Annotated in this window: 21 protein-coding genes; 19 read left to right on the forward strand and 2 right to left on the reverse strand. The window is 61.1% G+C overall.

What is annotated here, in order from left to right; all coding sequences use genetic code 11:
* Positions 1–79 precede the first annotated feature (79 nt).
* A complete protein-coding gene (gene adhE / locus PMW67_RS03895; protein WP_271738793.1) occupies positions 80–2,728 on the reverse strand; it encodes a bifunctional acetaldehyde-CoA/alcohol dehydrogenase in 2,649 nt (882 codons plus the stop codon).
* A gap of 311 nt (positions 2,729–3,039) precedes the next feature.
* Positions 3,040–3,228 carry a 50S ribosomal protein L28 gene (gene rpmB / locus PMW67_RS03900; RefSeq protein ID WP_022094725.1) on the reverse strand — a complete coding sequence of 63 codons (189 nt, stop codon included), beginning with the start codon at positions 3,226–3,228 and terminating at the stop codon, positions 3,040–3,042.
* Positions 3,229–3,680: 452 nt separating this feature from the next.
* On the opposite strand from rpmB, the gene pyrR reads away from it, so the two are divergent.
* The 19 genes from pyrR (at position 3,681) to dnaJ (ending at position 22,905) form a co-directional block, all read left to right on the forward strand.
* Positions 3,681–4,265 carry a bifunctional pyr operon transcriptional regulator/uracil phosphoribosyltransferase PyrR gene (gene pyrR / locus PMW67_RS03905; protein ID WP_006236123.1) on the forward strand — a complete coding sequence of 195 codons (585 nt, stop codon included), beginning with the start codon at positions 3,681–3,683 and terminating at the stop codon, positions 4,263–4,265.
* Between the two features lie 4 nt (positions 4,266–4,269).
* Entirely contained in the window at positions 4,270–5,214 is a 945-nt protein-coding gene (locus PMW67_RS03910; RefSeq protein WP_055309882.1) for an aspartate carbamoyltransferase catalytic subunit, read from the forward strand.
* Entirely contained in the window at positions 5,198–6,487 is a 1,290-nt protein-coding gene (locus tag PMW67_RS03915) for a dihydroorotase (protein WP_271738794.1), read from the forward strand. The genes PMW67_RS03910 and PMW67_RS03915 overlap by 17 nt, the downstream gene beginning before the upstream one ends.
* A gap of 116 nt (positions 6,488–6,603) precedes the next feature.
* The gene (locus tag PMW67_RS03920) at positions 6,604–7,371 is read left to right on the forward strand and encodes a dihydroorotate dehydrogenase electron transfer subunit (RefSeq protein ID WP_271738815.1); all 768 of its coding nucleotides are present in this window, start codon (positions 6,604–6,606) and stop codon (positions 7,369–7,371) included.
* Positions 7,372–7,385: 14 nt separating this feature from the next.
* A complete protein-coding gene (locus PMW67_RS03925) occupies positions 7,386–8,294 on the forward strand; it encodes a dihydroorotate dehydrogenase (RefSeq protein ID WP_006236128.1) in 909 nt (302 codons plus the stop codon).
* Complete coding sequence (gene pyrF / locus PMW67_RS03930; RefSeq protein WP_271738795.1) at positions 8,288–9,004, forward strand: orotidine-5'-phosphate decarboxylase; 717 nt, start codon at positions 8,288–8,290, stop codon at positions 9,002–9,004. Before PMW67_RS03925 ends, pyrF begins: the two co-directional genes overlap by 7 nt.
* Positions 9,005–9,243: 239 nt before the next feature.
* Positions 9,244–9,552 (forward strand): integration host factor, actinobacterial type, encoded by a 309-nt coding sequence (gene mihF / locus PMW67_RS03935; RefSeq protein WP_006236130.1) that lies wholly within the window; start codon positions 9,244–9,246, stop codon positions 9,550–9,552.
* Entirely contained in the window at positions 9,553–10,122 is a 570-nt protein-coding gene (gene gmk, locus PMW67_RS03940; RefSeq protein WP_006236131.1) for a guanylate kinase, read from the forward strand.
* A 5-nt stretch (positions 10,123–10,127) separates the two neighbouring features.
* On the forward strand, positions 10,128–10,409 hold the full coding sequence (locus PMW67_RS03945) for a DNA-directed RNA polymerase subunit omega (RefSeq protein WP_035138532.1): 282 nt from the start codon (positions 10,128–10,130) through the stop codon (positions 10,407–10,409).
* On the forward strand, positions 10,410–11,654 hold the full coding sequence (thiI, locus tag PMW67_RS03950; protein ID WP_271738796.1) for a tRNA uracil 4-sulfurtransferase ThiI: 1,245 nt from the start codon (positions 10,410–10,412) through the stop codon (positions 11,652–11,654).
* A gap of 213 nt (positions 11,655–11,867) precedes the next feature.
* On the forward strand, positions 11,868–12,581 hold the full coding sequence (locus tag PMW67_RS03955; RefSeq protein ID WP_271738797.1) for a ComEA family DNA-binding protein: 714 nt from the start codon (positions 11,868–11,870) through the stop codon (positions 12,579–12,581).
* Complete coding sequence (locus tag PMW67_RS03960; protein WP_271738798.1) at positions 12,578–14,881, forward strand: DNA internalization-related competence protein ComEC/Rec2; 2,304 nt, start codon at positions 12,578–12,580, stop codon at positions 14,879–14,881. The genes PMW67_RS03955 and PMW67_RS03960 overlap by 4 nt, the downstream gene beginning before the upstream one ends.
* Before the next feature lie 78 nt (positions 14,882–14,959).
* Entirely contained in the window at positions 14,960–15,922 is a 963-nt protein-coding gene (gene holA / locus PMW67_RS03965; protein ID WP_271738799.1) for a DNA polymerase III subunit delta, read from the forward strand.
* Between the two features lie 133 nt (positions 15,923–16,055).
* Positions 16,056–16,322, forward strand: a complete 267-nt coding sequence (rpsT, locus tag PMW67_RS03970; RefSeq protein ID WP_022094714.1) for a 30S ribosomal protein S20 — start codon at positions 16,056–16,058, stop codon at positions 16,320–16,322.
* A 96-nt stretch (positions 16,323–16,418) separates the two neighbouring features.
* Positions 16,419–18,230, forward strand: coding sequence for a translation elongation factor 4 (lepA, locus tag PMW67_RS03975; RefSeq protein WP_271738800.1), 1,812 nt, complete (start codon positions 16,419–16,421; stop codon positions 18,228–18,230).
* Between the two features lie 4 nt (positions 18,231–18,234).
* A complete protein-coding gene (gene dusB / locus PMW67_RS03980; protein ID WP_271738801.1) occupies positions 18,235–19,278 on the forward strand; it encodes a tRNA dihydrouridine synthase DusB in 1,044 nt (347 codons plus the stop codon).
* A 2-nt stretch (positions 19,279–19,280) separates the two neighbouring features.
* Positions 19,281–20,513 (forward strand): radical SAM family heme chaperone HemW, encoded by a 1,233-nt coding sequence (hemW, locus tag PMW67_RS03985; RefSeq protein ID WP_271738802.1) that lies wholly within the window; start codon positions 19,281–19,283, stop codon positions 20,511–20,513.
* 58 nt (positions 20,514–20,571) lie between these two features.
* The gene (locus tag PMW67_RS03990) at positions 20,572–21,675 is read left to right on the forward strand and encodes a DnaJ domain-containing protein (protein ID WP_271738803.1); all 1,104 of its coding nucleotides are present in this window, start codon (positions 20,572–20,574) and stop codon (positions 21,673–21,675) included.
* An 81-nt stretch (positions 21,676–21,756) separates the two neighbouring features.
* Positions 21,757–22,905, forward strand: a complete 1,149-nt coding sequence (dnaJ, locus tag PMW67_RS03995; RefSeq protein WP_271738804.1) for a molecular chaperone DnaJ — start codon at positions 21,757–21,759, stop codon at positions 22,903–22,905.

The raw sequence follows: 22,905 nt of genomic DNA on the forward strand, positions 1-22,905 counted from the left end.
CTTTCAACGATGCGATAGAAGCGACGGCGGGGGTGTGTGAAACACCCGTGCACCCCCGCCGTTAAAAACCGTGCTAAAACTAGCAGACGGCGTAGTCCTGAGGCTCGCGGCCGTAGTAGGCGTCCAGGTAGAGCTCCTTGATCTCGCTCATGAGCGGGTAGCGCGGGTTAGCGCCGGTGCACTGGTCGTTGAATGCCTGCTCGGTCATCTCGTCGAGGGTGTCGAGGAAGTACTGCTCGTCAACACCGTAGTCGGCGATGGTCTTCTTGACGCCGATGAAGTCCTTGAGCTCCTCGAGCTTCGTGATGAAGTTCTCGAAGACCTCCTTGTCGTCCTTGCCCTCGATGCCGCAGTACTTGGCCATCTCGGCGTAGTTGTGCAGCGCGTTGGGGTAAGGATACTGGGAGAAGGTACCCATCTTGACGGGAGCCTCGGCGGCGTTGTAGCGCATGACGCGGGTCAGGATGACGGCGTTAGCGATGCCGTGGGGCAGGTGATGGAAAGCGCCGAGCTTGTGAGCCATGGAGTGGTTGAGGCCCAGGAAGGCGTTGGCGAAGGCCATACCGGCCATGCAGGAGGCGTTGTGCATCTCCTCGCGGGCGTGCGGGTCCTTGGCGCCGTTCGTGAAGCTGGAGGGCAGGTTCTCAAAGACGAGCTTGGCAGCGCGCTCGGAGAGGCCCTTGGTGTAGTCGGAAGCCATGATGGAGACGTAGGACTCGATGGCGTGGGTCATGACGTCGATGCCGGAGGCAGCGGTCAGGCCGCGCGGGGCGGTCATGCAGTTGTCGGCGTCGACGATAGCCATGTTGGGGAGCAGCGCGTAGTCGGCGAGCGGCCACTTGATGCCGGTCTCCTTGTCGGTGATGATGGCGAACGGCGTGCACTCGGAGCCGGTACCCGAAGAGGTCGGGACGGCGACGAAGTAGGCCTTCTTGCCCATCTCGGGGAAGGTGAAGATACGCTTGCGGATGTCCATGAAGTCCATGGCCATGTCCTCAAACTTGCACTCGGGGTGCTCGTACATCATCCACATGATCTTGCCGGCGTCCATAGCGGAGCCACCGCCGACGGCGATGATGACGTCCGGCTCAAAGAGAGCCATCTGCTTGGCGCCGCGACGTGCGCACTGCAGCGACGGATCGGGCTCGACGTCGTAGAAGCAGTCGTGGGCGATGCCCATCTCGTCGAGCTTGGCCTCGATGGCGCGGGTGTTGCCATTCTTGAAGAGGAACTGGTCGGTGACGATGAAGGCACGCTTCTTGCCCATGACGTTGCCCAGCTCGTCGAGGGCGACGGGCGTGGAACCCTTCTTGAAGTAGACCTTCTCGGGAGCGCGGAACCACAGCATGTTCTCACGGCGCTCGGCCACAGTCTTAACGTTGATCAAGTGCTTCACCCCAACGTTCTCGGAGACGGAGTTGCCGCCCCAGGAGCCGCAGCCCAGGGTCAGAGACGGCTTCATGCCAAAGTTGTACAGGTCACCGATGCCACCGTGCGAGGACGGGGTGTTGATGACGATACGGCAGGCCTTCATGACGTGCTCGAACAGGCTGATCTTCTCGGCCTGGGCGGGGTGCACGTACAGAGAGGCGGTGTGGCCCGGGCCACCGGCGAGCACCAGGTGCTCGGCCTTGTCGACGGCCTCCTGGAAGTCCTTGGCGTGGTACATGGCCAGGACCGGGGAGAGCTTCTCGTGGGAGAACTCCTCCTTGGCGGGGTCGGTGGAGGTGACCTCGGCGATCAGGATCTTGGTCTTGGCGGGAACCTCGATGCCGGCGAGCTCGGCGATCTTGGCGGCAGCCATGCCGGGGATGCGGTGATCGAGAGCACCGTTCTTGAACATGGCGGCACGCAGGGCCTCCATCTCGGCACCCTGCTTGACGAAGTAGCAGCCGCGCTTCTGGAACTCGGCCTTAACCTGGTCGTAGATGCTGTCGATGACGGTCACGGACTGCTCGGAAGCGCAGATCATACCGTTGTCGAAGGTCTTGGAGTGAATGATGGAGTTGACGGCGAGCAGCACGTCGGCGGTGTCGTCGATGATGACCGGGGTGTTACCGGCGCCAACGCCCAGGGCGGGCTTGCCCGAGGAGTAGGCGGCCTTGACCATGCCCGGGCCACCGGTGGCGAGGATGATGTCGACGTCGCGCATGACCATGTTGGTCAGCTCGATGGAGGGGACATCGACCCAGCCGATGATGCCCTCGGGGGCGCCGGCCTTGACGGCGGCGTCAAGCACGAGCTTGGCGGCGGCGATGGTGCACTTGGCGGCTGCCGGGTGCGGGGAGATGATGATGCCGTTGCGGGTCTTCAGGCTGATCAGCGTCTTGAAGATCGCAGTGGAGGTGGGGTTGGTCGTCGGGATGACGGCGCCCACGATGCCGATAGGCTCGGCAATCTTGGTGATGCCGTAAGCCTCGTCGCGCTCCAGAACGCCACAGGTCTTGGTGTTCTTGTAAGCGTTGTAGATGTACTCTGCGGCGTAGTGGTTCTTGATGACCTTGTCCTCAAGAACGCCGCGGCCGGTCTCCTCGATGGCCATCTTCGCCAACGGGATACGAGCCTTGTTGGCGGCCATGGCGGCCTCATAGAAGATCTTGTCGACCTGCTCCTGCGTGTACGTAGCAAAAAGCGCCTGGGCCTCTCGCATCTGAGCGAGCTTAGCCTCAAGCGCCTCTACGTTGTCCACAATTGCGGGAGTAGTGTTTTCCGGTGACTTTTTCACCATTTGTGTCTCCTTGCGATCGGAGATTTACCCTACGTCTTGCATGATAGCAAGAAATAATTCGGTGAACGGGCAGATTCCCGTAAAAGACAAACTAAAACGCTTCAATATACTGAAGCGTTTTAACTAAACTTTCCTATAGCATCGCCCCACTCATTGGGGACAGGCTTACACGGGTGTTTTCGCTCATGTAAGCCTGTCCCCAATGAGTGCAAAAAGGCGCCCTCCGTAGGGGAGGGCGCCTTTGGTAAGTTCTATATGAACGCGAGGTCTTTGACCCGGAGAGTCCGAGGTACTTGTTGGTAAGACCTTATTTACGAGCGCGCAACCTTGCCGGACTTGAGGCAGGTGGAGCAAACGTTCATCTTGCGACGGTGACCATCGACGACGACGTAAACGCGCTGGATGTTGGGGCGGAACTTACGGTTGGTGACGCGGTGAGAGTGGCTGATGGAGCGACCGGCAACGGGGTGCTTACCGCAAACTTCGCAAACTTTGGACATAACTGACCCTCCTTGGGCGACAAACGAACATGTCGCGTTAACAAACAAGCCTGAACTATAGCACAGAAGCAGCTCCCTGTGCGTAATCTACACAGAGATATTCCTCTTTTGGCGATAGTGCTCACGCAACGGCCCTGGACGTAGATCCGATTTGCGTGCAGCAGAGGGGATTATGCCAGCTCGTGCGTGCGTTTTCAAGCTCGTCCCACAAATATATATAGGTTTATTGAGCTTTGGGCTCCGTTTACGGATTGCTCTGTATTTATGCTCGCAATTAAGCTCGAGGTTGGCTACACTATCCCTTGACCATTAAAGGGGTACGAGATACCCACATGGAATTACATAGCTGCCCAAAGAGCAGCCCTTCCTGTGGGTGTCTGGTCCGCTTTAAGCGGTCGGGCATCTATTTTTTTGACTGTGTCAGCAGTCAAGACATGTGAGGAAGGAGATCGATGGGCACGACTTCCCCCAAGGCGGTCATCATGGACGAGACCGCCGTCAATCGAGCGATGACCCGCATCGCGCACGAGATTCTCGAGCGCAACGAGGGCTGTGAAGACCTCGCTCTGGTCGGCATCGTCACGCGCGGCGACCTTCTGGCAAAGAAGCTCGCCGAGGAGATCAAGGAGATCGAGGGCGTCGACGTTCCGCTCGGCAGCCTCGACATCAGCTTCTACCGCGATGACTATGCGACCAATTTCGCTCCCGCGATCCACGCCACCAACATTCCCTTTAGCGTCGACGGCAAGCGCGTCGTTTTGGTGGACGACATCCTGTACACGGGTCGTACCATTCGCGCCGCTCTGGACGCCGTCATGGACTTGGGCCGTCCGAGCCGTATTGAGCTGGCAGTTCTCGTTGACCGCGGTCACCGCGAGCTCCCCATCTCGCCGGACTTTGTCGGCAAGAACGTTCCCTCGTCGCATGAGGAGAACGTGCACCTATATATGAAGGAAGTCGACGGCCACACCGCCGTCGAGATTAACGACGTCGCGCCGGGTTCCCACGTGGGCTCCGCGCCGCTGGGAGGTGAGTAGTACCGTGGCGTTCAACCATAAGCACCTGATCGACATTACCGAGTACTCCGAAGAGGACATCAAGCTCATCCTCGAGACCGCCAAGGCGTTCTCCGAGGTCAACGAGCGTGCGATCAAGAAGGTCCCCACGCTCAAGGGCAAGACCATCGTCAACATGTTCAACGAGCCTTCGACGCGCACCCGCAGCTCTTTCGAGCTCGCCGAGAAGCGTCTTTCGGCCGATAGCCTCAACTTTGGTGGCTCCTCGACCTCCACGGTCAAGGGCGAGAGCCTTGTCGACACCGTCGAGACCCTTAACGCCTATAAGATCGACTGCATCGTCGTGCGCGACAAGCACGCCGGCGCTCCCTACATCGTCACGCAGAACTCGCCCGCGAGCGTCATCTGCGCCGGTGACGGCAAGCACAACCATCCTACGCAGGCCCTGCTCGACCTGTACACCATCTGGGAGCACAAGGGTGACTTCCACGGTCTGAAGGTCGCCGTCGTCGGCGATATCGCCCACTCCCGCGTCTGCGGCTCGCTGATCCCCGCCCTTAAGATCATGGGCTGCGAGACCTACGCCGTCGCCCCCGGCACGCTGCTGCCGCCGTCGCCCGAGGTCCTGGGCTGCGACCACGTGACGAGCGACCTCGATTCCGTCCTGCCCGAGCTGGACGTCGTCTACATGCTGCGCGTGCAACAGGAGCGCCTCGAGGGTGCCCCGTTCCCGACCATTCGCGAGTACCACAAGCTCTTCGGCCTGACCAAGGACCGCGAGAAGCTCATGAAGCCCGACGCGATCATCTGCCACCCGGGCCCCATCAACCGCGGCGTCGAGTTCGACTCCTATATGGCCGACCACCCGCAACGCTCCGTCATCCTGGAGCAGGTCTACGCCGGTATCTGCGTGCGTATGGCTATCCTGTATCTGCTGCTTGGAGGTGCCGATAATGGCCTTGCTTCTTAAGAATGCCCACGTCGTCGACCCGTCCGTCGAGCTTGACGGTGTCGTTGACGTCCTGATTGACGGCGACAAGATCGCCGAGGTCGGCGAGAATCTCGCCGTCGAGGGGGCCGAGGTCCGCGACCTTTCCGGCAAGTACCTCGTCCCCGGTCTGGTGGACATGCACGTTCACCTTCGCGAGCCCGGCTACGAGGTCAAAGAGGACATCGAGAGCGGCACCCGCGCAGCTGCCAAGGGCGGCTTTACCGGCGTGTGTGCCATGCCCAACACCGATCCCGTCACCGATAACGGCACCGTCGTGGAGTTCGTCAAGTCCCGTGCTGCCGAGGTCGGTCACTGCCGCGTCTATCCGTCGGGCGCCATGACCCGCGGTCTTAAGGGCGAGGCCATGTCCGAGATGGGCGATATGGTCGCCCACGGCGCCGTCGCCTTCACCGATGACGGTCGCGGCGTGCAGGGCGCGGGCATGCTCCGTCGCTGCATGGACTACGGCAAGATGTTCGGCAAGGTTTTTATGAGCCATTGCCAGGACGAGGACCTGGTCGGCCACGGCCAGATCAACGAGGGCAAGGTTTCGACCCGTCTGGCTCTCGAGGGTTGGCCGGCTGCTGGCGAGGAGCTTCAGATCGCCCGCGACATCGAGATCGCCAAGCTGACCGGTGCCAAGCTGCACATCCAGCACATCTCCACCGCTCACGGCCTGGAGCTCGTGCGTGCCGGTAAGGCCGCCGGTGTTCAGGTTACCTGCGAGGCTACCCCGCACCACATGTTCCTGACCGAGAACGACCTGGACGAGACCTACAACACCTCGTTCAAGGTCAATCCGCCGCTGCGCACCGACGAGGACGCCGAGGCTATCCGTCAGGGTGTCATCGACGGTACCGTCGACGTTATCGTCACCGATCACGCTCCCCACACCCCGTGGGAGAAGGCCCGCGAGTTTGAGCTTGCGCCCTTTGGCATGATTGGCCTCGAGACCTCGCTGTCGCTCGTACTCACCGAGCTGGTCAACACGGGCAAGATGAGCGTGGGCCGCATGGTCGAGCTCATGGCCATCAAGCCGCGCGAGATCCTGGGCCTCGACCAGGTTCAGGTCAAGGCGGGCTCCGTTGCCGACCTGACCGTGTTCGACCCCTCTGCCACCTGGACGGTCGGCGAGGACGGTTATGAGTCGCGCGCCGAGAACTCCGGTTTTGCCGGCCGCACGCTTACCGGTCGTGCCACCGATGTGTTTGTCGGCGGTAAGCAGACGCTCGCCGACGGCTGCATCTGCTAGCATAGCCTTATCGCTTTTGTGCGCGGTGCCCTTGCGGTGCCGCGCTTTCTGTTCGTTTTGACCATGCAATCGCATGGGGGATTGGAGCGTCTATGCCCACACCTTCCACTGCACGCATGCACGACTTCGAGGTCGTCTCGAACCAGGAGATCGCCGACGGCATCTTCTCGCTCGTCATCTCGGCCCCCAAGCTTGCAAGTGCGCTCAAGCCCGGTCAGTTTGTGAACATTGCCGTGCCCGGCGATGCGTCCTCGTTGCTTCGCGTGCCCCTGAGCTTCTATCGCGCCGACGCCGAGGCCGGTACCGTCGAGCTGTGGTACGCCGTCGTGGGCGACGATACCCGTCGTTTGTCCCAGATGGGCCCTGGCTCCACCTCTAACCTGCTGGGCCCCGGTGGCCGTGGCTGGATGGTACCCGAGGGCACCAGGAAGGCCCTGCTCGTCGCCGGTGGCATCGGCGTTCCGCCTGTACTGTGTCTTGCCGGTATGCTTGCCGAGCAGGGTGTTGATGTGGATGTGTGCCTGGGCTTTGGCACCGCTTCCAAGGCCGTGGGTGTCGATGAGTTCCGCGCGCTGGGCGCCACGGTTAACGTGTGCACCGACGATGGCACGCTGGGCACGCACGGTTTTTGCACCGACCCGGCAGCCGAGCTGCTCGGCGAGGGCGGCTACGACTATGTGGCCAGCTGCGGCCCCGCTGTCATGATGAAGAAAGTCGCCGCCGCTGCCGCCGAGGCCGGTGCGTACTGCGAGGTGTCGCTTGAGCGCATGATGAGCTGTGGCTTTGGCGCCTGCAACACCTGCAATGTCGAGACGGTCGACGGTATGAAGGGCGCCTGCATGTGCGGCCCCGTGTTCGATGCTTCCAAGGTGGTGGTCTTCTAGTGGGTACCGTGAACATGGCCGTCGATTTCGGCGGCGTCAAGATGCAGAACCCCATCAACACCGCAGCCGGTACCTTTGGCTACGGTTGGCAGTTCCAGAACTTCTTTGATGTTTCCCAGCTGGGCGCCATCACCACCAAGGGTTGCGCTGCCGAGCCCTGGCCCGGCAACCCCGCGCCCCGCATGGCCGAGATTCCCGGCGGTATGATCAACTCCGTGGGCCTTCAGAACCCCGGCGTGGCTGCCTTTGCCCGTGAGTCCGGTCCGTGGCTCGAGCAGCTCTCCAAGGACGGTTGCCAGGTCATCTGCCAGGTCGCCGGTCACTCCGTTGACGAGTTTGTCCGCGCACTCGAGATGTATGTTGAGCTGTGCCCCTGGGCTGCCGGCTATGAGATCAACGTGAGCTGCCCTAATATCGCCGCCGGCGGTGCCGCCATGGGCTCTACGCCCGAGGGCGCCTCTTCCGTTATGGCTGCCTGCCGTAAGGTGACTGATAAGCCGCTGTTCGTGAAGATGGCGCCGGTCAACGTCGCCGAGATCGCCAAGGCCCTCGAGGCTGCCGGCGCCGACGGTCTTTCAGTCATCAACTCCATCCAGGGCATGGCCATCGACGTCCATACCCGCAAGTCCCGCGTGGCCAAGCCCAAGGGCGGCCTTTCGGGCCCGCTGTGCCACCACATCGCCGTGCGCATGGTCTGGGAGGTTGCCCAGGCCGTCGATATCCCCATCAACGGTGTCGGCGGTGTCATGACGGGCGAGGATGCGGCCGAGTTTATCCTGGCTGGCGCCACCTGCGTGTCGGTCGGTATGGCCAACTTCGTCGATCCGTGCGCTTCGCTCAAGATCGCGCACGAGCTCGAGGCCTGGGCGGAGTCCCAGGGCGTAAAGGACATCAACGAGCTGGTAGGTGCTTTCGAATGCTAGAGACCGACGCCCGCGACCGCGTTATCGTCGCCCTCGACTGCGACCGTGAGCGTGCGCTCGAGCTCGCCCACGAGCTTTCTGGTCATGCCGCTTGGCTCAAGGTGGGCATGACGCTCTATTACGCTGAGGGCCCCGAGATCGTCAAGACCTTTAAGGACCTGGGCTTTAAGGTCTTCCTTGACCTTAAGTTCCATGATATTCCGCATCAGGTTCGCGGTGCTGCCCGCTCGGCCTCGCTTGCCGGTGCCGATCTGCTTTCGGTCCACGGCTTGGGTTCGGGCGCCATGCTCGCTGCCTGCCGCGAGGGCGCCGAGGAGGCGCGCGAGGACCGCGCCAAGCTCGTCGCCATCACCGTGCTCACGAGCATGAACCAGGATGCCTTGAGCGAGATCGGCGTCGAGCCGCCCGTGGCCGAGGAGGCCGCCCGCCTGGCAAAGCTCGCTCAGGCCAACGGCATCGACGGTATCGTGTGCTCGCCGATGGAGGCTCACGACATGCGTGAGCTGCTGGGCCCCGATGCCCTGATCGTGACTCCGGGTGTGCGTCCGGTGGGTGCCGCCCTTGGTGACCAGTCCCGCGTGGCGACGCCTTCCCAGGCTATCGAGCGTGGCGCAAGCCACATTGTGGTGGGCCGTCCCATCACCGGTGCCGACGATCCGGTTGCCGCCTTTGACGCCATCGTCGCTGAGCTGGTCGAAAACGTCGCGTAAAAGATTCCCCTAAGTCACCACTTTTGGGTCTCATTAGCACAAAATAGCCCCTGTGCCTGCGTAAACTTTCCCATCCTTTGTGTGGAATCGCAGGTCAGGGGCTTAACTTTGGGCGCAGTATATTGCACTTTTTGCGGGTATCGTCTAACCTATGGAGCCGCGACTGGGCATTTTGTACGTTCTACGTGCTAAAATGCCAATTATTGAATCAGATATAACCCAACTATTTGGAGGTACGAATGGCACTCCCTCAGCTTACCGATGAGCAGCGCAAGCAGGCTCTTGAGAAGGCTGCTGCCGCACGTCACGCCCGCGCTGAGCTTCGCGAGCAGATCAAGAAGGGCGAGAAGTCCCTCGAGTCCGTGCTCAACTCCGATGACCCCATCGCTTCCCGCATGAAGGTTTCCACCCTCATCGAGTCTCTTCCTGGTTATGGCAAGGCCAAGGCCGCCAAGATCATGGAGGAGCTCGGTATCTCCGCTACCCGTCGCGTCCAGGGCCTCGGCGTCCGTCAGCGCGAGCAGCTCCTCGAGCAGCTGACCAAATAAGTGAGCGCTCAGGATTCCAAGCTCTTTGTGATTTCTGGACCGTCAGGCGCAGGCAAGGGTACGCTCGTCACTCGTGTGCGCGAGCGCCGCTCGAACCTGGGCCTGACGGTTTCGGCTACCACGCGAGCACCACGCAAAGGTGAGGTCGACGGCGTCAACTACTTTTTTCTGACGCGCGAGGAGTTCGACCGCCGCGTGGCAAACGGCGAGTTTGTTGAGTGGGCCGAGGTCCACGGTAACTGCTACGGCACGTTGGTGAGCGAGGTCACATCCAAGCTCGCCTCGGGCGCGTCTCTGATTTTGGAGATCGATGTCCAGGGCGCCCTGCAGGTGAAGGAGCGTTTCCCCGAGGCCGTGCTGATCTTTATCAAGCCGCCTTCGCTTGAGGTACTCCGCGAGCGTCTGGTCGGTCGCGGTACCGAGACGCCCGAGACGATTGAGCTGCGTATGGCAAACGCCGCCGATGAGCTTGCCCTTGCCGACCGCTACGACGACGTCGTGGTTAATGACGATCTCGACCGCGCGACCGATGAGCTCGTTCGCGTTCTCGATATGCATGAAAGGATCTGAGGTCCGTGTCCGTTGTAAAGCCTTGCATTGACGATCTTCTGGAGAAGACCGATCACAACCGCTTCCTGCTTGCTTCGCTTGCCTCCAAGCGCGCCTGCGACATCAATAGCATGCTGCGTGGCCAGCACAACCGCGTGCTTGCCGTCCAGGATGTCGATGACATCACCATCGGGCTTTCCGGTGCCGATACCATCTCGATGGCTATGGACGAGATTGTCGACGGCGACATCTCTTACGACGAGGCCCGTTACGAGAAGGCGCTCGGCCACAAGGTTGCTGAAGCCTAAATGGCGGCTCGCGTCTGCCTGGTCCACTATCACGAGGTTGGACTGAAGGGTAAGAACCGCGCACATTTTGAGCATATCCTCATGGATAACATCAAGGCGGCCTTGGCCGCCTTTTCCGTGAATGCCGTGTCTCGAATTTCCGGTTATATCCTCGTGACCTTTAACGAGCATCAGGCCGACGAGGCGGCGCGTGTCATTCGCACCGTTCCCGGCGTTGCTCGCGTGTCTTTGGCGTATCACACCAATCGCGACCCTCAGGAGTACTGTGCCGCCGCCGTGAAGGCGCTGCGCGAGTTTGGTTCCTTCGATTCGTTTAAGGTGCACGCCAAGCGCTCCAATACCGACTATGAGCTCACCTCGATTGACATCAATCGTCAGGTGGGCGAGGTGCTGTGTGAGGCCTTCCCCGATAAAAAGGTTCAAATGCACGACCCCGATGCGATGGTGCACGTGCTGGTGGTCCAGGGTAGCGTTTATGTGTATGCGCGCTCTGAGCGCGGCGTGGGTGGTCTTCCGGTGGGGTCTGCCGGCAAGGTTGTGACGCTGCTGTCGTCGGGTATCGATTCTCCGGTGGCGACCTGGATGCTCGCGCGTCGCGGCGCGGTGTGCGTGCCGGTACATTTCTCTGGTCGTCCGCAGACGCCCGACACGAGCGAGTATTTGGTGCAGGACATCATCCGTGCGCTTGAGCCGGGTGTCCAGATCGGCCGCCTGTACGTGGTGCCGTTTGGCGACTGCCAGCGTGAGATTTCGGTTACCTGTCCCAGCAACCTGCGCGTGATCATGTATCGCCGCATTATGTATTCGGTTGCCGAGCGCATTGCACACATCGAGGGCGCCAAGGCCATCGTGACGGGCGAATCGCTTGGACAGGTTGCCTCCCAAACGCTTGAGAATATCATGGCCGTTAACGAGGCCGTGAAGATCCCCGTGTTCCGTCCGCTCATCGGTTCGGACAAGCAGGAGATTATCGCGCGCGCCGAGGAGATCGGTACGTTCGATATCTCGACTGAGGCCGCTCCCGACTGCTGCACACTGTTTATGCCGCGCCGTCCCGAGACGCACGCTAAACTCGATGCCGTGCATGAGGCCTGGGAGTTGTTCGATCACGAGGAGATGATCGATCGCCTGCTCAAGCAGACCGAGTACATCGACTTCGATAGCAACACGTATAAGGCCCCTAAGACCTTAAAACGCAAACATTCGGAGCTTGCTCCGCGTGAGATTTACCAAGATCACGAGTAATTTTGTGCATAGACCGACGATGCGCCTGCATCGTCGGTCTTTTGCTATCTGGGCATTTTGCGGCTAAGTGTTCATTTGCTGACGTGTGCCTGAATAAATGGACAGATTTGTGCAAGGTTTTGGTCGGCTTTTGGTTTGACCGCGATAACCGGTTTTGAAGCATGGCTGTTGCAGGGCTCTTTTCCTGGCACGATGTTGTTGGGAGGTTTTGCTATGGCGCAGCGCGAACAACACGAACGGGTCAAAAAGATGGACCGCTGGGCGGGCAAGCTGCTCGGTCATAAGGCTGTGGTGGCGGCGATGCTGGGCGTCATTGCGATGGCGAGCGGCTTGGCGATGGCGAACCTTGCCGGCGGTGCCGGCGGTGTGTCGTTTGAGCGCACTGATGGTACGGGCTCGTTAGTGGAGCCGGGATCCGGCGATGCTTCGAGCGGAAAGACATCCGAAGGCTCTTCGACTAAGGCTTCTGCCGCGGCAGAGGTCTATGTCGATGTCGATGGCGCCGTTGTGTCGCCCGGTGTATATCGCCTCAAGGACGGCGCGCGGGTGGCTCAGGCGATTGATGCCGCCGGCGGGCTGGCTCCCGAGGCAGACGTTACGGGGCTCAATCGGGCATCTAAGGTCACTGATGGACAAAAAATCCACGTTCCAACGGTAGGGGAGCAGCAGGCGTCCATTGCGGAAGCCGGTGTTGATGGTGGGGCTTCCGCATCATCGGGCGTGAGTGGCGCAACAGGCCTAGTAAACATCAATACGGCAAGCGCGGCAGAGCTACAGACGCTCTCGGGCATCGGTCCCTCCATGGCCCAGTCGATTATCGATGAGCGGACAAAGAACGGTGCTTTTGCCTCGGTTGACGATCTGATGCGTGTGTCGGGAATTGGCGAGAAAAAGCTTGTCAAAATCAAAGATTGCATCTGCGTATGAGTGCGACCGAGCGCGAGCATGTGATGCCTCCGCGGCCCCTGATACCGTGGACGATGGCCCTGTGTGCCGGCATGTGCATGAGCTGCGCCTTGGTGCTCAACGTGGCCGCTGACGCGCTGCTGAGGGAGCAGGCGCCGGCGGTCGGGCCGCTATGGGCCATTCCCGTTGCGGCGGCGGTATTCGTTGTGCTGGCTCAATCTTGTGCGCGGCTTGCCCCTTGGAAGCGGTGGCTGTACGCCGCGTCCGTCGGTCTCGTGGCGGGAGCGGTCGTCTCGGCGTGGTGGGCTGCGGGCGCGCTCAACGCCTCGAAGGCGCTCGACGGTCGAGCGGCAAGCGGCCTCGAGTTTGTCGTGCAGGGCGATCCATCCATAAACGACGACGTGTATTCCTATACCTGCGAGGCACGTGCGGACGGTAAGAACTTGGCAACGGTTCGCCTATCGTGCTACCTCGAACTCAAGGTCGGGGCGCACGCGCGTGTTATCGGTCGCGTTTCACGTTTTGAGAACGATGCATATGGACGATCGCGCGTGCTCCGAGGCGAGGTGCGCAAGGTTAAAGCCGTTCGGATTGTGTCGGTCGATGAGGGCTCTCCGGGGCCGCTGCTTCGGCTGCGAAATGGGCTGCTTGCGTCCATCGCGCCTGCGACCGACCCGGCGCGTGCGCTCATAGCCGGTGTCGTCTGTGGTCGTTCGGCCGAGCTGCGCGCCCAACCGGCGGGCGACTGGTTTTCGGTGACGGGAACGGCGCATCTTATCGCCGTCTCGGGCAGCCATTTGGCTATCGTGGGGTTTGTAATCGAGGGTGTATTGCAAAAGACTCGGTGTTCGCGTGGTCTTCAGCGGGCGATATTGGCGATAACGCTTGTTGGCTACGCTGCCTTTACGGGCGCGTCTCCCTCGGCCGTGCGCGCGTGCTGCATGGTGTTCGCGACGCTTGTCGTAAACGGCACGGGGCGTCGCCGGCACGGCGCATCGGCTCTCTTCGTAACCATGTCCATCTTTGTGCTACTGAGGCCGACAGTGCTGTTCGAGATGGGCTTTCAGCTTTCATGTGCCAGCGTTTTAGCCATTCTGTGCTTTTGCCCCTATGCGACCTACGCTTTGGGTGAGCTGGGTGTGCCATCGGGCGTCGCCAGCATGCTTTCCGTCACGCTGTGCTCGCAACTGGCGACTCTTCCCATTACCATTCCCGCCTTCGGTACGTTCTCGCTCATTGCTCCGCTGGCAAATGCGGTCATCGGTCCGGTGGTGAGCGTACTGCTTGCTGTGTCGATCGTGCTTGTTCCCTTTTCGCTCGTGGCGCCGTTGCGGACTTGGGCGCTCGTTGTGCCCATGATTGCCGCCCGTTGCGCTCTGTTCTTCGAGCAGCTGTTTGCCGCCGTGCCGGGTGCATCCGTGAGCGTGCCGCCCGATAGCATGTGGATTTACCTAGTGCCGTGTGTGCTGGCGGTTCTGCTGGTCTGGTGGCCGCGTCCCCGCGCACGTCCTATGGCGGTGGGGCTTGCATGCCTGGTGCTCTTGGCTGCGATTCCGTACGTCTACTGGGATCGATTCGCGCCGCCTTCGGTGACGGTGCTCGATGTGGGCCAGGCCGATGCGATTCTTATCCGCCAGGGCGGCGCAGTAGCACTCGTCGACTGCGGGCTCGACGAGCGCGTGGTAGCAGCGTTGGTTCGCAATAACGTGCACCATATCGATGCCGTCTTTGTGACGCATTGGGATGAGGACCACTGGGGTGGTCTGCCTGCCGTGCTCGAACAGTTTTCGGTCGGAACGATTGCCGTGGCGGCGGATGCGCTGGAGGATGCTCCTGCCGAGGTATTGAACCGACCTGGCGTGGAGTATCGGCAGGTGTGCCGTGGGGATACGGTCGACATCGGCTCTTTTTGCGCCCGCGTGGTGTGGCCATTCGAGTCCGTGGATGGCGAGGGAAATGAGGACTCGCTTGTCCTGTTGCTCTCTTATGTTCAGGAAGGCAAGGGCCTGCGCATACTCCTCACCGGTGATGCCGAGCTTGACCAAGAACGGGAATTCGTGCAGGAGGTGGGGGATATCGATGTCCTTAAACTTGGGCATCACGGCTCTAAGGTTTCAGTTGATGGTGAGTTGCTGGACGTCCTGAAGCCCGAGCTTTCCCTCGCGAGCGCGGGCGAGGGGAATCGATACGGCCATCCGTCCGATGCCTGCATCGATGCCGTTAAGGAAGCGGGCGGCGTTTTCGCGTGCACTATCGAACACGGCGACATTACCGTCACGCCGACTGCGAATGGCTTTGCGATGCGATGCCAGCGACCGTGACGACGTCCTTGGCGTGTGGTGGGCCCCTGGGCTAGAATGGCACGGAGCGAATACGAAGGCCTGCGGGAGGGGAGCGTAATGTCCGAAACCGGTCTGCTGCCGGCATATCTGATCGTCGGCACCGACGGAGTCAAGCGCGATCACGCCGTCTCGCGTATGAAAGCGCGTCTGGAAAAGTCGGGTATGGTCGAGTTCAACCTCGACGAGCGTGACATGACCAAGGACCCCGATATCGAGTCGATTATCGGATCGCTTAACACCTTTCCGATGGGCAGCGAGTTTCGCTTGGTAATCCTTGATGGCTGCTCAAAGCTCGCCAAGGCGGTCTCGGAGCCGCTCGTCGAGTATCTGGCGAGTCCCAGCCCCACAACGGTCTGCCTCATCATCGCCGACTCGCTTGCCAAGAACACGCGCCTGTATAAGGCGATCGCCAAGATCGACAAGAAGGCGGTGGTCGATTGCTCCGGCACCAAGCGCTGGGAGCTACCGCGCCGTGTGCAGCAGATGGCGACGCAGCGCGGCAAGTCGATCTCGACGGCGGCCGCCGAGGAGCTCGTCTCGCGTTCGGGTGAAAACACTCGCATGCTCGATAACGACTTGGCTAAGCTTGCCCAGATGGTCGAGGCGCCCCAGATTGAGCTTGCCGATGTGGAGCGCTGGATTGTGCGCACGGCCGAAGTCCAGCCCTGGGACTTTCTCAATGCGGTCTCGGCCCGTGACATGCGACGCTCGCTCGAGCTCTTCAATCTACTGCCCGCCAAGAGCTACGTGTGGACTTACACATTGCTGTGCGGCCGCATCCGCGAGCTAATCGTCGCCAAGGCGCTCGATGCGCGCGGACAGGGTCGTGAGCTGGCCGCAACGCTCAAGCTCCAGTCCTGGCAGGTCAAGAATCACCTGACCTGGGCACGTCGCTTTTCGATGGCAGAGCTCGTCGCAGCGCTCGAGGGTGCGGTCGACGTGGAGCTCGCGCTCAAGGGTTCGGCCGATTCTCAGACCGCGCTTTTGCTCTGGATTACGAACATCTTGAGAAAATCGTGATGATACCTGCCTATTTGACAAATTCGTTCTATCCCTTTGAGGGGGAGCGTGCTATAGTAGGCGCTTGCATGACCTCACCGTGTCTCAGAGGTGTCATACATTTTTTGCAAGGAACTCGAAAGGAACTCCAGAAGTGGCAAACATCAAGTCTCAGAAGAAGCGTATCCGCACCAATGAGGCAGCTCGCATGCGTAACAAGGCTGTCAAGTCCGAGCTCAAGACGCTGACCAAGCACGTTCAGTCCGCCGTCGCCGAGGGCGACGCCGAGAAGGCCCAGGCTGCCCTCAAGACCGTCACCAAGCGTCTCGACATGGCTGCCGCCAAGCATGTTATCCACAAGAACCAGGCTTCCAACCGCAAGTCCGGTCTTGCCAAGCTCGTGAACAGCATCAACGCCTAAGTTGTAAATTTCACACCACACAGATTACGCGCATAAATGGAGCCTGTTTTATGGAACAGGCTCCATTTTTTGTACCGCTCGGGTAAGATAGTCCGCATGAATACTTCAATTGACATTTCCCACATCCGCAACTTCTCGATTGTTGCGCACATCGACCATGGCAAGTCCACGATCAGTGACCGCATCCTCGAGCTCACCCATACCGTCGACGAGCGCGACATGGAGTCGCAGCTGCTCGACACCATGGATATCGAGCGCGAGCGCGGCATTACGATCAAGTCCAATGCCGTTCGCGTGTCCTATGACGCCGACGATGGCGAGACGTATCAGTTCAATCTGATCGATACGCCGGGCCACGTGGACTTTACCTACGAGGTCTCGCGCTCGCTGGCAGCCTGTGAGGGCGCGGTGCTCGTTGTCGACGCCACGCAGGGCGTCGAGGCGCAGACCGTCTCCAACGCGACGCTCGCCATGAACGCCAATCTGGACATTGTGCCGGCCATCAACAAGATCGACCTGCCCTCGGCCCATCCCGATGAGGTTAAGACCGAGATCGAGGATGACCTGGCGATTCCTGCCGATGATGCCGTGTGTGTCTCGGGCAAGACCGGCGAGGGCATCCACGATCTGCTGGAGTCCATTGTCTTTTTGATCTCTCCGCCCAAGGGCGATGCGAACGCGCCGCTCAAGGCACTCATTCTGGATTCGTACTTCGACGAGTATCGTGGCGTCGTCGCCACGGTGCGCGTCTTTGACGGCTCCATCAAAAAGGGCGATACCCTGCGCATGATGCAGGCAGAGGGCGACTTTTTGGTCGACGGCGTGGGTGTCAAGCGTCCTGCCGAGACCCCGGTTGACGCGCTGACGGTTGGCGAGGTCGGCTACGTGGTCACGGGCCTGAAGGACCCCGAGGCCGTTCGCGTGGGCGACACCCTTACCTGGGCGTCGAACCCCTGCCCCGAGCCGCTTCCGGGTTACCGCGAGGCCAAGCCCATGGTCTATACGGGCCTGTTCCCGATCGATAACAAGGACTACGAGAACCTGCGTGACGCGCTCGATAAGCTGCACGTTAACGACCCCTCGTTGGTGTGGGAGCCCGAGACGTCCGTGGCGCTCGGCTTTGGCTTCCGCGTGGGCTTCTTGGGCCTGCTGCACATGGAGGTCGTTAAGGAGCGCCTCGAGCGTGAGTTCAACTTGGACCTCATTGCCACGAGCCCTTCGGTCGATTATCACGTGTACAAGACCGATGGCGAGATGGTCGATGTCCGCAGCCCGCAGGACCTGCCCGAGGCCACGCGCATCGAGCGTATCGAGGAACCCTACCTCAAGGCTAAGATCATCTGCCCGCCTGAGTACACGGGCGCCGTCATGCAGCTCGCCATCGAGCATCGTGGCGTCACGACCGACATGATCCACCTGACGAGCAAATCGGTCGAGATGCGCTTCGATATGCCGCTCGCCGAGCTCATCTTGGACTTCTTTGACCAGCTCAAGAGTCGTACCAAGGGCTACGCTTCGTTGGACTACGAGTTCAATGAGTATCGTCCATCCGAGCTTGTGAAGCTCGATATCTTGCTTTCGGGCGACGAGGTGGACGCGCTGTCGTTTATCGTCCACAAGGACAAGGCCTATGGTCTGGCCCGTGGCCTGTGCGACAAGCTTAAGGAGATTATTCCGCGTCAGCTGTTCGAGGTGCCCATCCAGGGTGCTATCGGCAACAAGATCATTGCCCGCTCCACCGTCAAGGCGCGCCGCAAGGACGTGCTTGCTAAGTGCTACGGCGGCGATATTTCTCGTAAGCGCAAACTGCTCGAGAAGCAGAAAGAGGGTAAGAAGCGCATGAAGGCCATCGGCTCGGTCGAGGTCCCGCAGGAGGCGTTTATGGCGATCCTCAAGGTGGACGAGTAGGTCTATGGCGCTTTCCGAATATAGTCAGCGGCTGCTGGGCGCCTATGCCGAGCAGCCGTTCCTTATGGCTCCCATGGCGGGCGTGACCGACCCTGCCTACCGTATCATGTGCCGCCGCCGCGGTGCCAACCTTGCCTACAGCGAGATGGTGAGCGTGGCGGGCCTTGCCTATGCCAGCAACAAGACCTGGCGCCTGGTGCTACCGGCCGACGAGGAGCAGCAGATTTGCGTGCAGCTCTTCGGCTCCAAGCCTGATCAGTTTGCGAGCGCCGTCGCCGCCGTCGAGGAGCGCGTTGGCGATCGCCTGTCGCTCATCGATATCAATATGGCATGCCCCGCCCGCAAGGTTGTCACCAAGGGCGAGGGCTCGGCGCTCATGCGCACGCCCGACCTTGCGGAGAAGATCGTCGAGGCCACGGTGGGCGCGGCGCACGTGCCCGTGACCGTCAAGATTCGCAAAGGCTTTTATGCCGAGGACCGCAATGCCGCGACATTTGCCCAGATGCTTGAGGGTGCAGGGGCTGCCGCAGTCGCCGTGCATGGTCGTTGCGCTACGCAGCTCTACACTGGCCAGGCGGATTGGTCGGTCGTCGATGAGGTCGCAGATGCCGTCGAGATTCCCGTGATCGGTTCGGGCGATGTGTTCTGCGCCGAGGATGCCGCGGAGCATCTGCGCAGCTCGGGTGCCAGCGCGGTGTTTATCGCGCGCGGTATCTATGGCAACCCCTGGGTGTTCGGCGATGCTCGCGCCCTTGCACTCGACGCTACGCCGGTGCCGTCTCGCTCCTCACGCGAGCGCCTGGACGCCCTGCGTGAGCACCTAACGCTGACGCATGAGCTCCTGCCGCTCATGTCGCGTGCCCGCACGTACGCAAGCTGGTACTTAAAAGGCATGCCCCATGCCGCCGCTTGGCGTGCCCATGTGGTGCGCTGCTCCACGTATGAGGAGTTTATGGCGCTGGTCGATGAGATCGAGCATGATGTGGTGGCCTGCGAGGCTGCCCTTGCCGCCGGCGAATCGGTGCCCCCTCATCCGCTGGAGGCTTAAGGGTGGCCGTTACCGCGCTGTACGTGCACGTGCCGTTCTGTGCCCAAAAGTGCCGCTACTGCGACTTCGACTCGCGCAGCTTTGCTTCGTGTGATTTGGATGCCGCGCTCGATTCCTATTTTGAGCAGTTGTACGCGCGCCTCGATGCTTTTGGCAAGGCTGGGGCCCTCGACCAGATTCGCACCGTCTATGTTGGCGGCGGTACGCCGTCGCTGGCGGGGGAGCGCCTGGTGGAGCTGGCGCGGCGTATTCGTGCGTGGTGCGCCCCCGTTGAGTTTACCTGCGAGGCCAATCCCGAATCGCTGACCGCCGAGCTTGCCGCTGCGCTTGCCAAGGTTGGTGTCACACGCGTTTCTCTGGGCGTGCAAACGCTCGATAACGCCGAACTTACCGCCATCGGCCGCATTCACGATGCCGATCGGTCGCTCTCCGCCATCGCGACGGTCAAGAACGCTGGGCTCGACGTGTCGTGCGACCTTATGTGCGGACTTCCCGGGCAGACCGCAGCGAGTTGGAAGCGTACGCTCGATGGCGTGCTGGCGGCGGCTCCGCATCATGTGTCGGTCTACCCGCTCACGCTCGAGGAGGGGACGCCCCTTTATCGCATGGCGTGCCGTGACGAGTCGCTCGAGCCTGATGAGGATTTTCAGGCCGCATGCATGGACGTGGCACGCGAGCTCCTGGGTGCCGCCGGCTATCACCCGTATGAGGTGGCGAGCTACGCGCTCGACGGCCATGAGTGCGCCCATAACATTGCCTACTGGACCGGACGGGGCTACCTGGGCCTGGGGCGTTCTGCCGCGGGCATGCTCGACGCCGCGGATTTCGACCGTCTTGCAGGTTTGTTCCCCGGTGTTTCTTCTCGAGGCGATGCGTACCGCGTGCGTCTGGTGCAACGTGACGATGATGCGACGGCGTTCGAGGCCGAACATCTGTCGCAGCGCGAGGCTGCGGCCGAAGACCTGATGCTCGCCTGTCGCATGACGCGCGGTGTCGCGTCCGACCTGTTGGTTCGCGCGGCTCGTGTCATCCCGGCCGATGGGCTGACAGCCGCTTGCGATCGCGCGCTCGAATTGGGTCTTGTCACTTGGGTGCCTGAGACGCTCGGGGTCCATGAGGGACCCTTTACTTCGGCAGATGTCGTCGCGGGCCATGTTCGAGCTCGTCTGGCGCCGACCCACCTGGGCTGGCTCGATGGAAATGTTCTGTTCGAGCTGTTTTGGGATCTAGCTTAGGCCGCTCGGGTAGAATTACCGGAATATATACGCTGCTGTGAGCAGGAGGTTGCCGCGCATGGCGACGATGAACGAAAAAGATTACTACGAGATCCTGGGTGTCTCCAAGGATGCCACCTCGCGTGATATTCAAAAGGCCTTCCAACAAAAGGCCCGCAAGCTCCATCCGGACGTCAACAAAGAGCCGGATGCCGAGGAAAAGTTTAAAGAGGTTTCCGAGGCCTACGCCGTGCTTTCGGATGAGCAAAAACGTGCGCGCTACGACGCCATGCGTTCTGGCAATCCCTTCGCCGGTGCTCCTACGGCTTCGCCCTATGGTGGCGGCTACGCCGGCAGCGCAGGCTATGGCAATCCTTTTGAGGGCGGCTTTCCCTTTGGTGGCGCCTGGGGCCAGCAGCGTCGCGGGCAGGCTGCCTACAATCCCGAGAACGGCGCCAACGTGGTCGTCGATATCAAACTCGACGCGAAGGAGGCCAAGGGCGGTGCCCGCAAGACCGTCCGCTACACGCGCTTCGATACCTGTAGCAACTGCGGCGGCTCGGGCTCCGTTTCGTCTGAGCATGCCCATACCTGCCCGAGCTGTGGCGGCCGCGGCCACATCGATGTCGACCTGTCCTTCCTGTTTGGTGCGGGCACGTTCCAGTCGGTCTGCCCCGAGTGCGGCGGTTCCGGTAAGGTCGTGGCCGACCCCTGCCCCGTTTGCGGTGGCAGCGGTCGTACTCGCGTAACCTCCGAGCAGACGATTGAGTTTCCTGCCGGCACTCACGATGGCGACGAGGTCCGCATCAGCGGCATGGGTCATGCTGGCACCAACGGTGCCGCGGGCGGCGACCTGGTCGGCCGCGCCCATGTTGAGGCCGAGCGCTTGGAAGGCAAAGCTCGTACCGGTTTTTACCTGATGGGCATCGTGGCGCCGTTTTTGGTACTCTCGGCCATCTCGGGCGTGTTCTCTGCCTTTGCCGTGATGTGCTTTATTCCGTTTACCATGGGCCTGTTCATGGTGCTTTCGGACGGTGTGCTTCATCGCAGTCTGCTGTGGTGGAAGCGCGGTGCGATGCAGTTTGCCAACGGTTTTGCCAACGGCTTTATGTTCGCGCTCGTGTCGGTTTGGTTCGCGAGCTGCTCGCAACGGGCCATGCTTTCGCCGTACCAAATGCAATAACATCAAACCCTCTGTTTGCGGCCGGCCCTGCTTGGGTATAGGACGCACTGTGACAATAATGAAAGTCGGAAGGATTCGGTCGTGTCGGAAAATAGGGATTACTACGAGGTACTTGGCGTCGACAGGGATGCCGACGCGCGGACGATTAAGCGCGCGTTTCTAAAGAAGGCCCGTACCGTACACCCGGACGTTTCGGACGACCCCGAGGCCGAGGCCAAGTTTAAAGAGCTCAACGAGGCGTATTCCGTTCTTTCCGATGATCAGAAGCGTGCTAACTACGACCGTTACGGCACTGCCGACGGCCCTGGTGGTTCAGGCTACGTCGATATCAACGATATCTTTGGTGGCATGGGCATGGACGACTTGTTCTCGTCGTTCTTTGGCGGCGGTGCCGGCGGTGGCGCCCGCAGCCGTCGTGAGCGTCGTCGCGGACGTGACATGGCCATCTCGCTTTCGGTGACGCTCGAGGAGGCGGCGCTCGGCTGCAAAAAGACGATCAGCTATGACCGCCTTGCTCCTTGCGAGGACTGCAACGGCACCGGTAGGGCAGAGGGCGCACAGGAAAAGCAGTGCGGCCGCTGCCACGGTACGGGCTACGTCACGACGGTTCAGCGTTCGTTCCTGGGCCAGGTTCAGTCTTCCTCGCCTTGCCCCGACTGCCATGGCGAGGGCACGGTCATCGACCATCCCTGCGAGACCTGCGACGGTCAGGGCCGCACGCCTTCGCATGAAAAGATCGACATCGATATTCCCGCCGGCGTTTCGACCGGTCGCCAGCTGCGTGTGAGCGGCTTTGGCGAGGCCGGCCTTCGCGGCGAGCCTTCGGGCGACCTGATTGTCAACGTGCGCGTTGCCGACCATGAGCGCTTTAAGCGCAACGGTGACGACCTGTACCTGGTGAGCGATATCTCGATTGCGCAGGCTGCGCTTGGCTGCGAGATCGAGGTCGAGGGCATTATGCCCGACGAGGTCGTTAAGTTGACGGTTCCCGCCGGCGCCCAGTACGGTGATACCGTGAGCGTCAATAATTACGGCATGCCGCGCATTGGCGGTGGCGGTTCGCGTGGCCGTCTGATCGTGCAACTGCGCGTGGTCGTTCCCACCAATCTTTCCAATAAGCAGCGCGAGCTGCTCCGTGCTTTTGCCGATGAGATGGGCGATGACGTCGCTTCTGGTAAGAAGTCGGTGACCGACCGTATCAAGAGTGCCCTCGACGATATCCTCGATTAA

Origin of the sequence: Collinsella aerofaciens (genome assembly GCF_028209395.1) — a bacterium.
Lineage (GTDB): Bacteria > Actinomycetota > Coriobacteriia > Coriobacteriales > Coriobacteriaceae > Collinsella > Collinsella aerofaciens_AZ.

Coding starts and splice junctions, on each gene's coding strand:
- adhE (WP_271738793.1), bottom strand. CDS start 2,728: ATGGTGAAAAAGTCACCGGAAAACACTACTCCCGCAATTGTGGACAAC.
- pyrF (WP_271738795.1), top strand. CDS start 8,288: ATGCTAGAGACCGACGCCCGCGACCGCGTTATCGTCGCCCTCGACTGC.
- mihF (WP_006236130.1), top strand. CDS start 9,244: ATGGCACTCCCTCAGCTTACCGATGAGCAGCGCAAGCAGGCTCTTGAG.
- thiI (WP_271738796.1), top strand. CDS start 10,410: ATGGCGGCTCGCGTCTGCCTGGTCCACTATCACGAGGTTGGACTGAAG.
- lepA (WP_271738800.1), top strand. CDS start 16,419: ATGAATACTTCAATTGACATTTCCCACATCCGCAACTTCTCGATTGTT.
- dusB (WP_271738801.1), top strand. CDS start 18,235: ATGGCGCTTTCCGAATATAGTCAGCGGCTGCTGGGCGCCTATGCCGAG.
- PMW67_RS03915 (WP_271738794.1), top strand. CDS start 5,198: ATGGCCTTGCTTCTTAAGAATGCCCACGTCGTCGACCCGTCCGTCGAG.
- PMW67_RS03990 (WP_271738803.1), top strand. CDS start 20,572: ATGGCGACGATGAACGAAAAAGATTACTACGAGATCCTGGGTGTCTCC.
- PMW67_RS03960 (WP_271738798.1), top strand. CDS start 12,578: ATGAGTGCGACCGAGCGCGAGCATGTGATGCCTCCGCGGCCCCTGATA.
- PMW67_RS03925 (WP_006236128.1), top strand. CDS start 7,386: ATGGCCGTCGATTTCGGCGGCGTCAAGATGCAGAACCCCATCAACACC.
- pyrR (WP_006236123.1), top strand. CDS start 3,681: ATGGGCACGACTTCCCCCAAGGCGGTCATCATGGACGAGACCGCCGTC.
- rpmB (WP_022094725.1), bottom strand. CDS start 3,228: ATGTCCAAAGTTTGCGAAGTTTGCGGTAAGCACCCCGTTGCCGGTCGC.
- holA (WP_271738799.1), top strand. CDS start 14,960: ATGTCCGAAACCGGTCTGCTGCCGGCATATCTGATCGTCGGCACCGAC.
- PMW67_RS03920 (WP_271738815.1), top strand. CDS start 6,604: ATGCACGACTTCGAGGTCGTCTCGAACCAGGAGATCGCCGACGGCATC.
- PMW67_RS03955 (WP_271738797.1), top strand. CDS start 11,868: ATGGCGCAGCGCGAACAACACGAACGGGTCAAAAAGATGGACCGCTGG.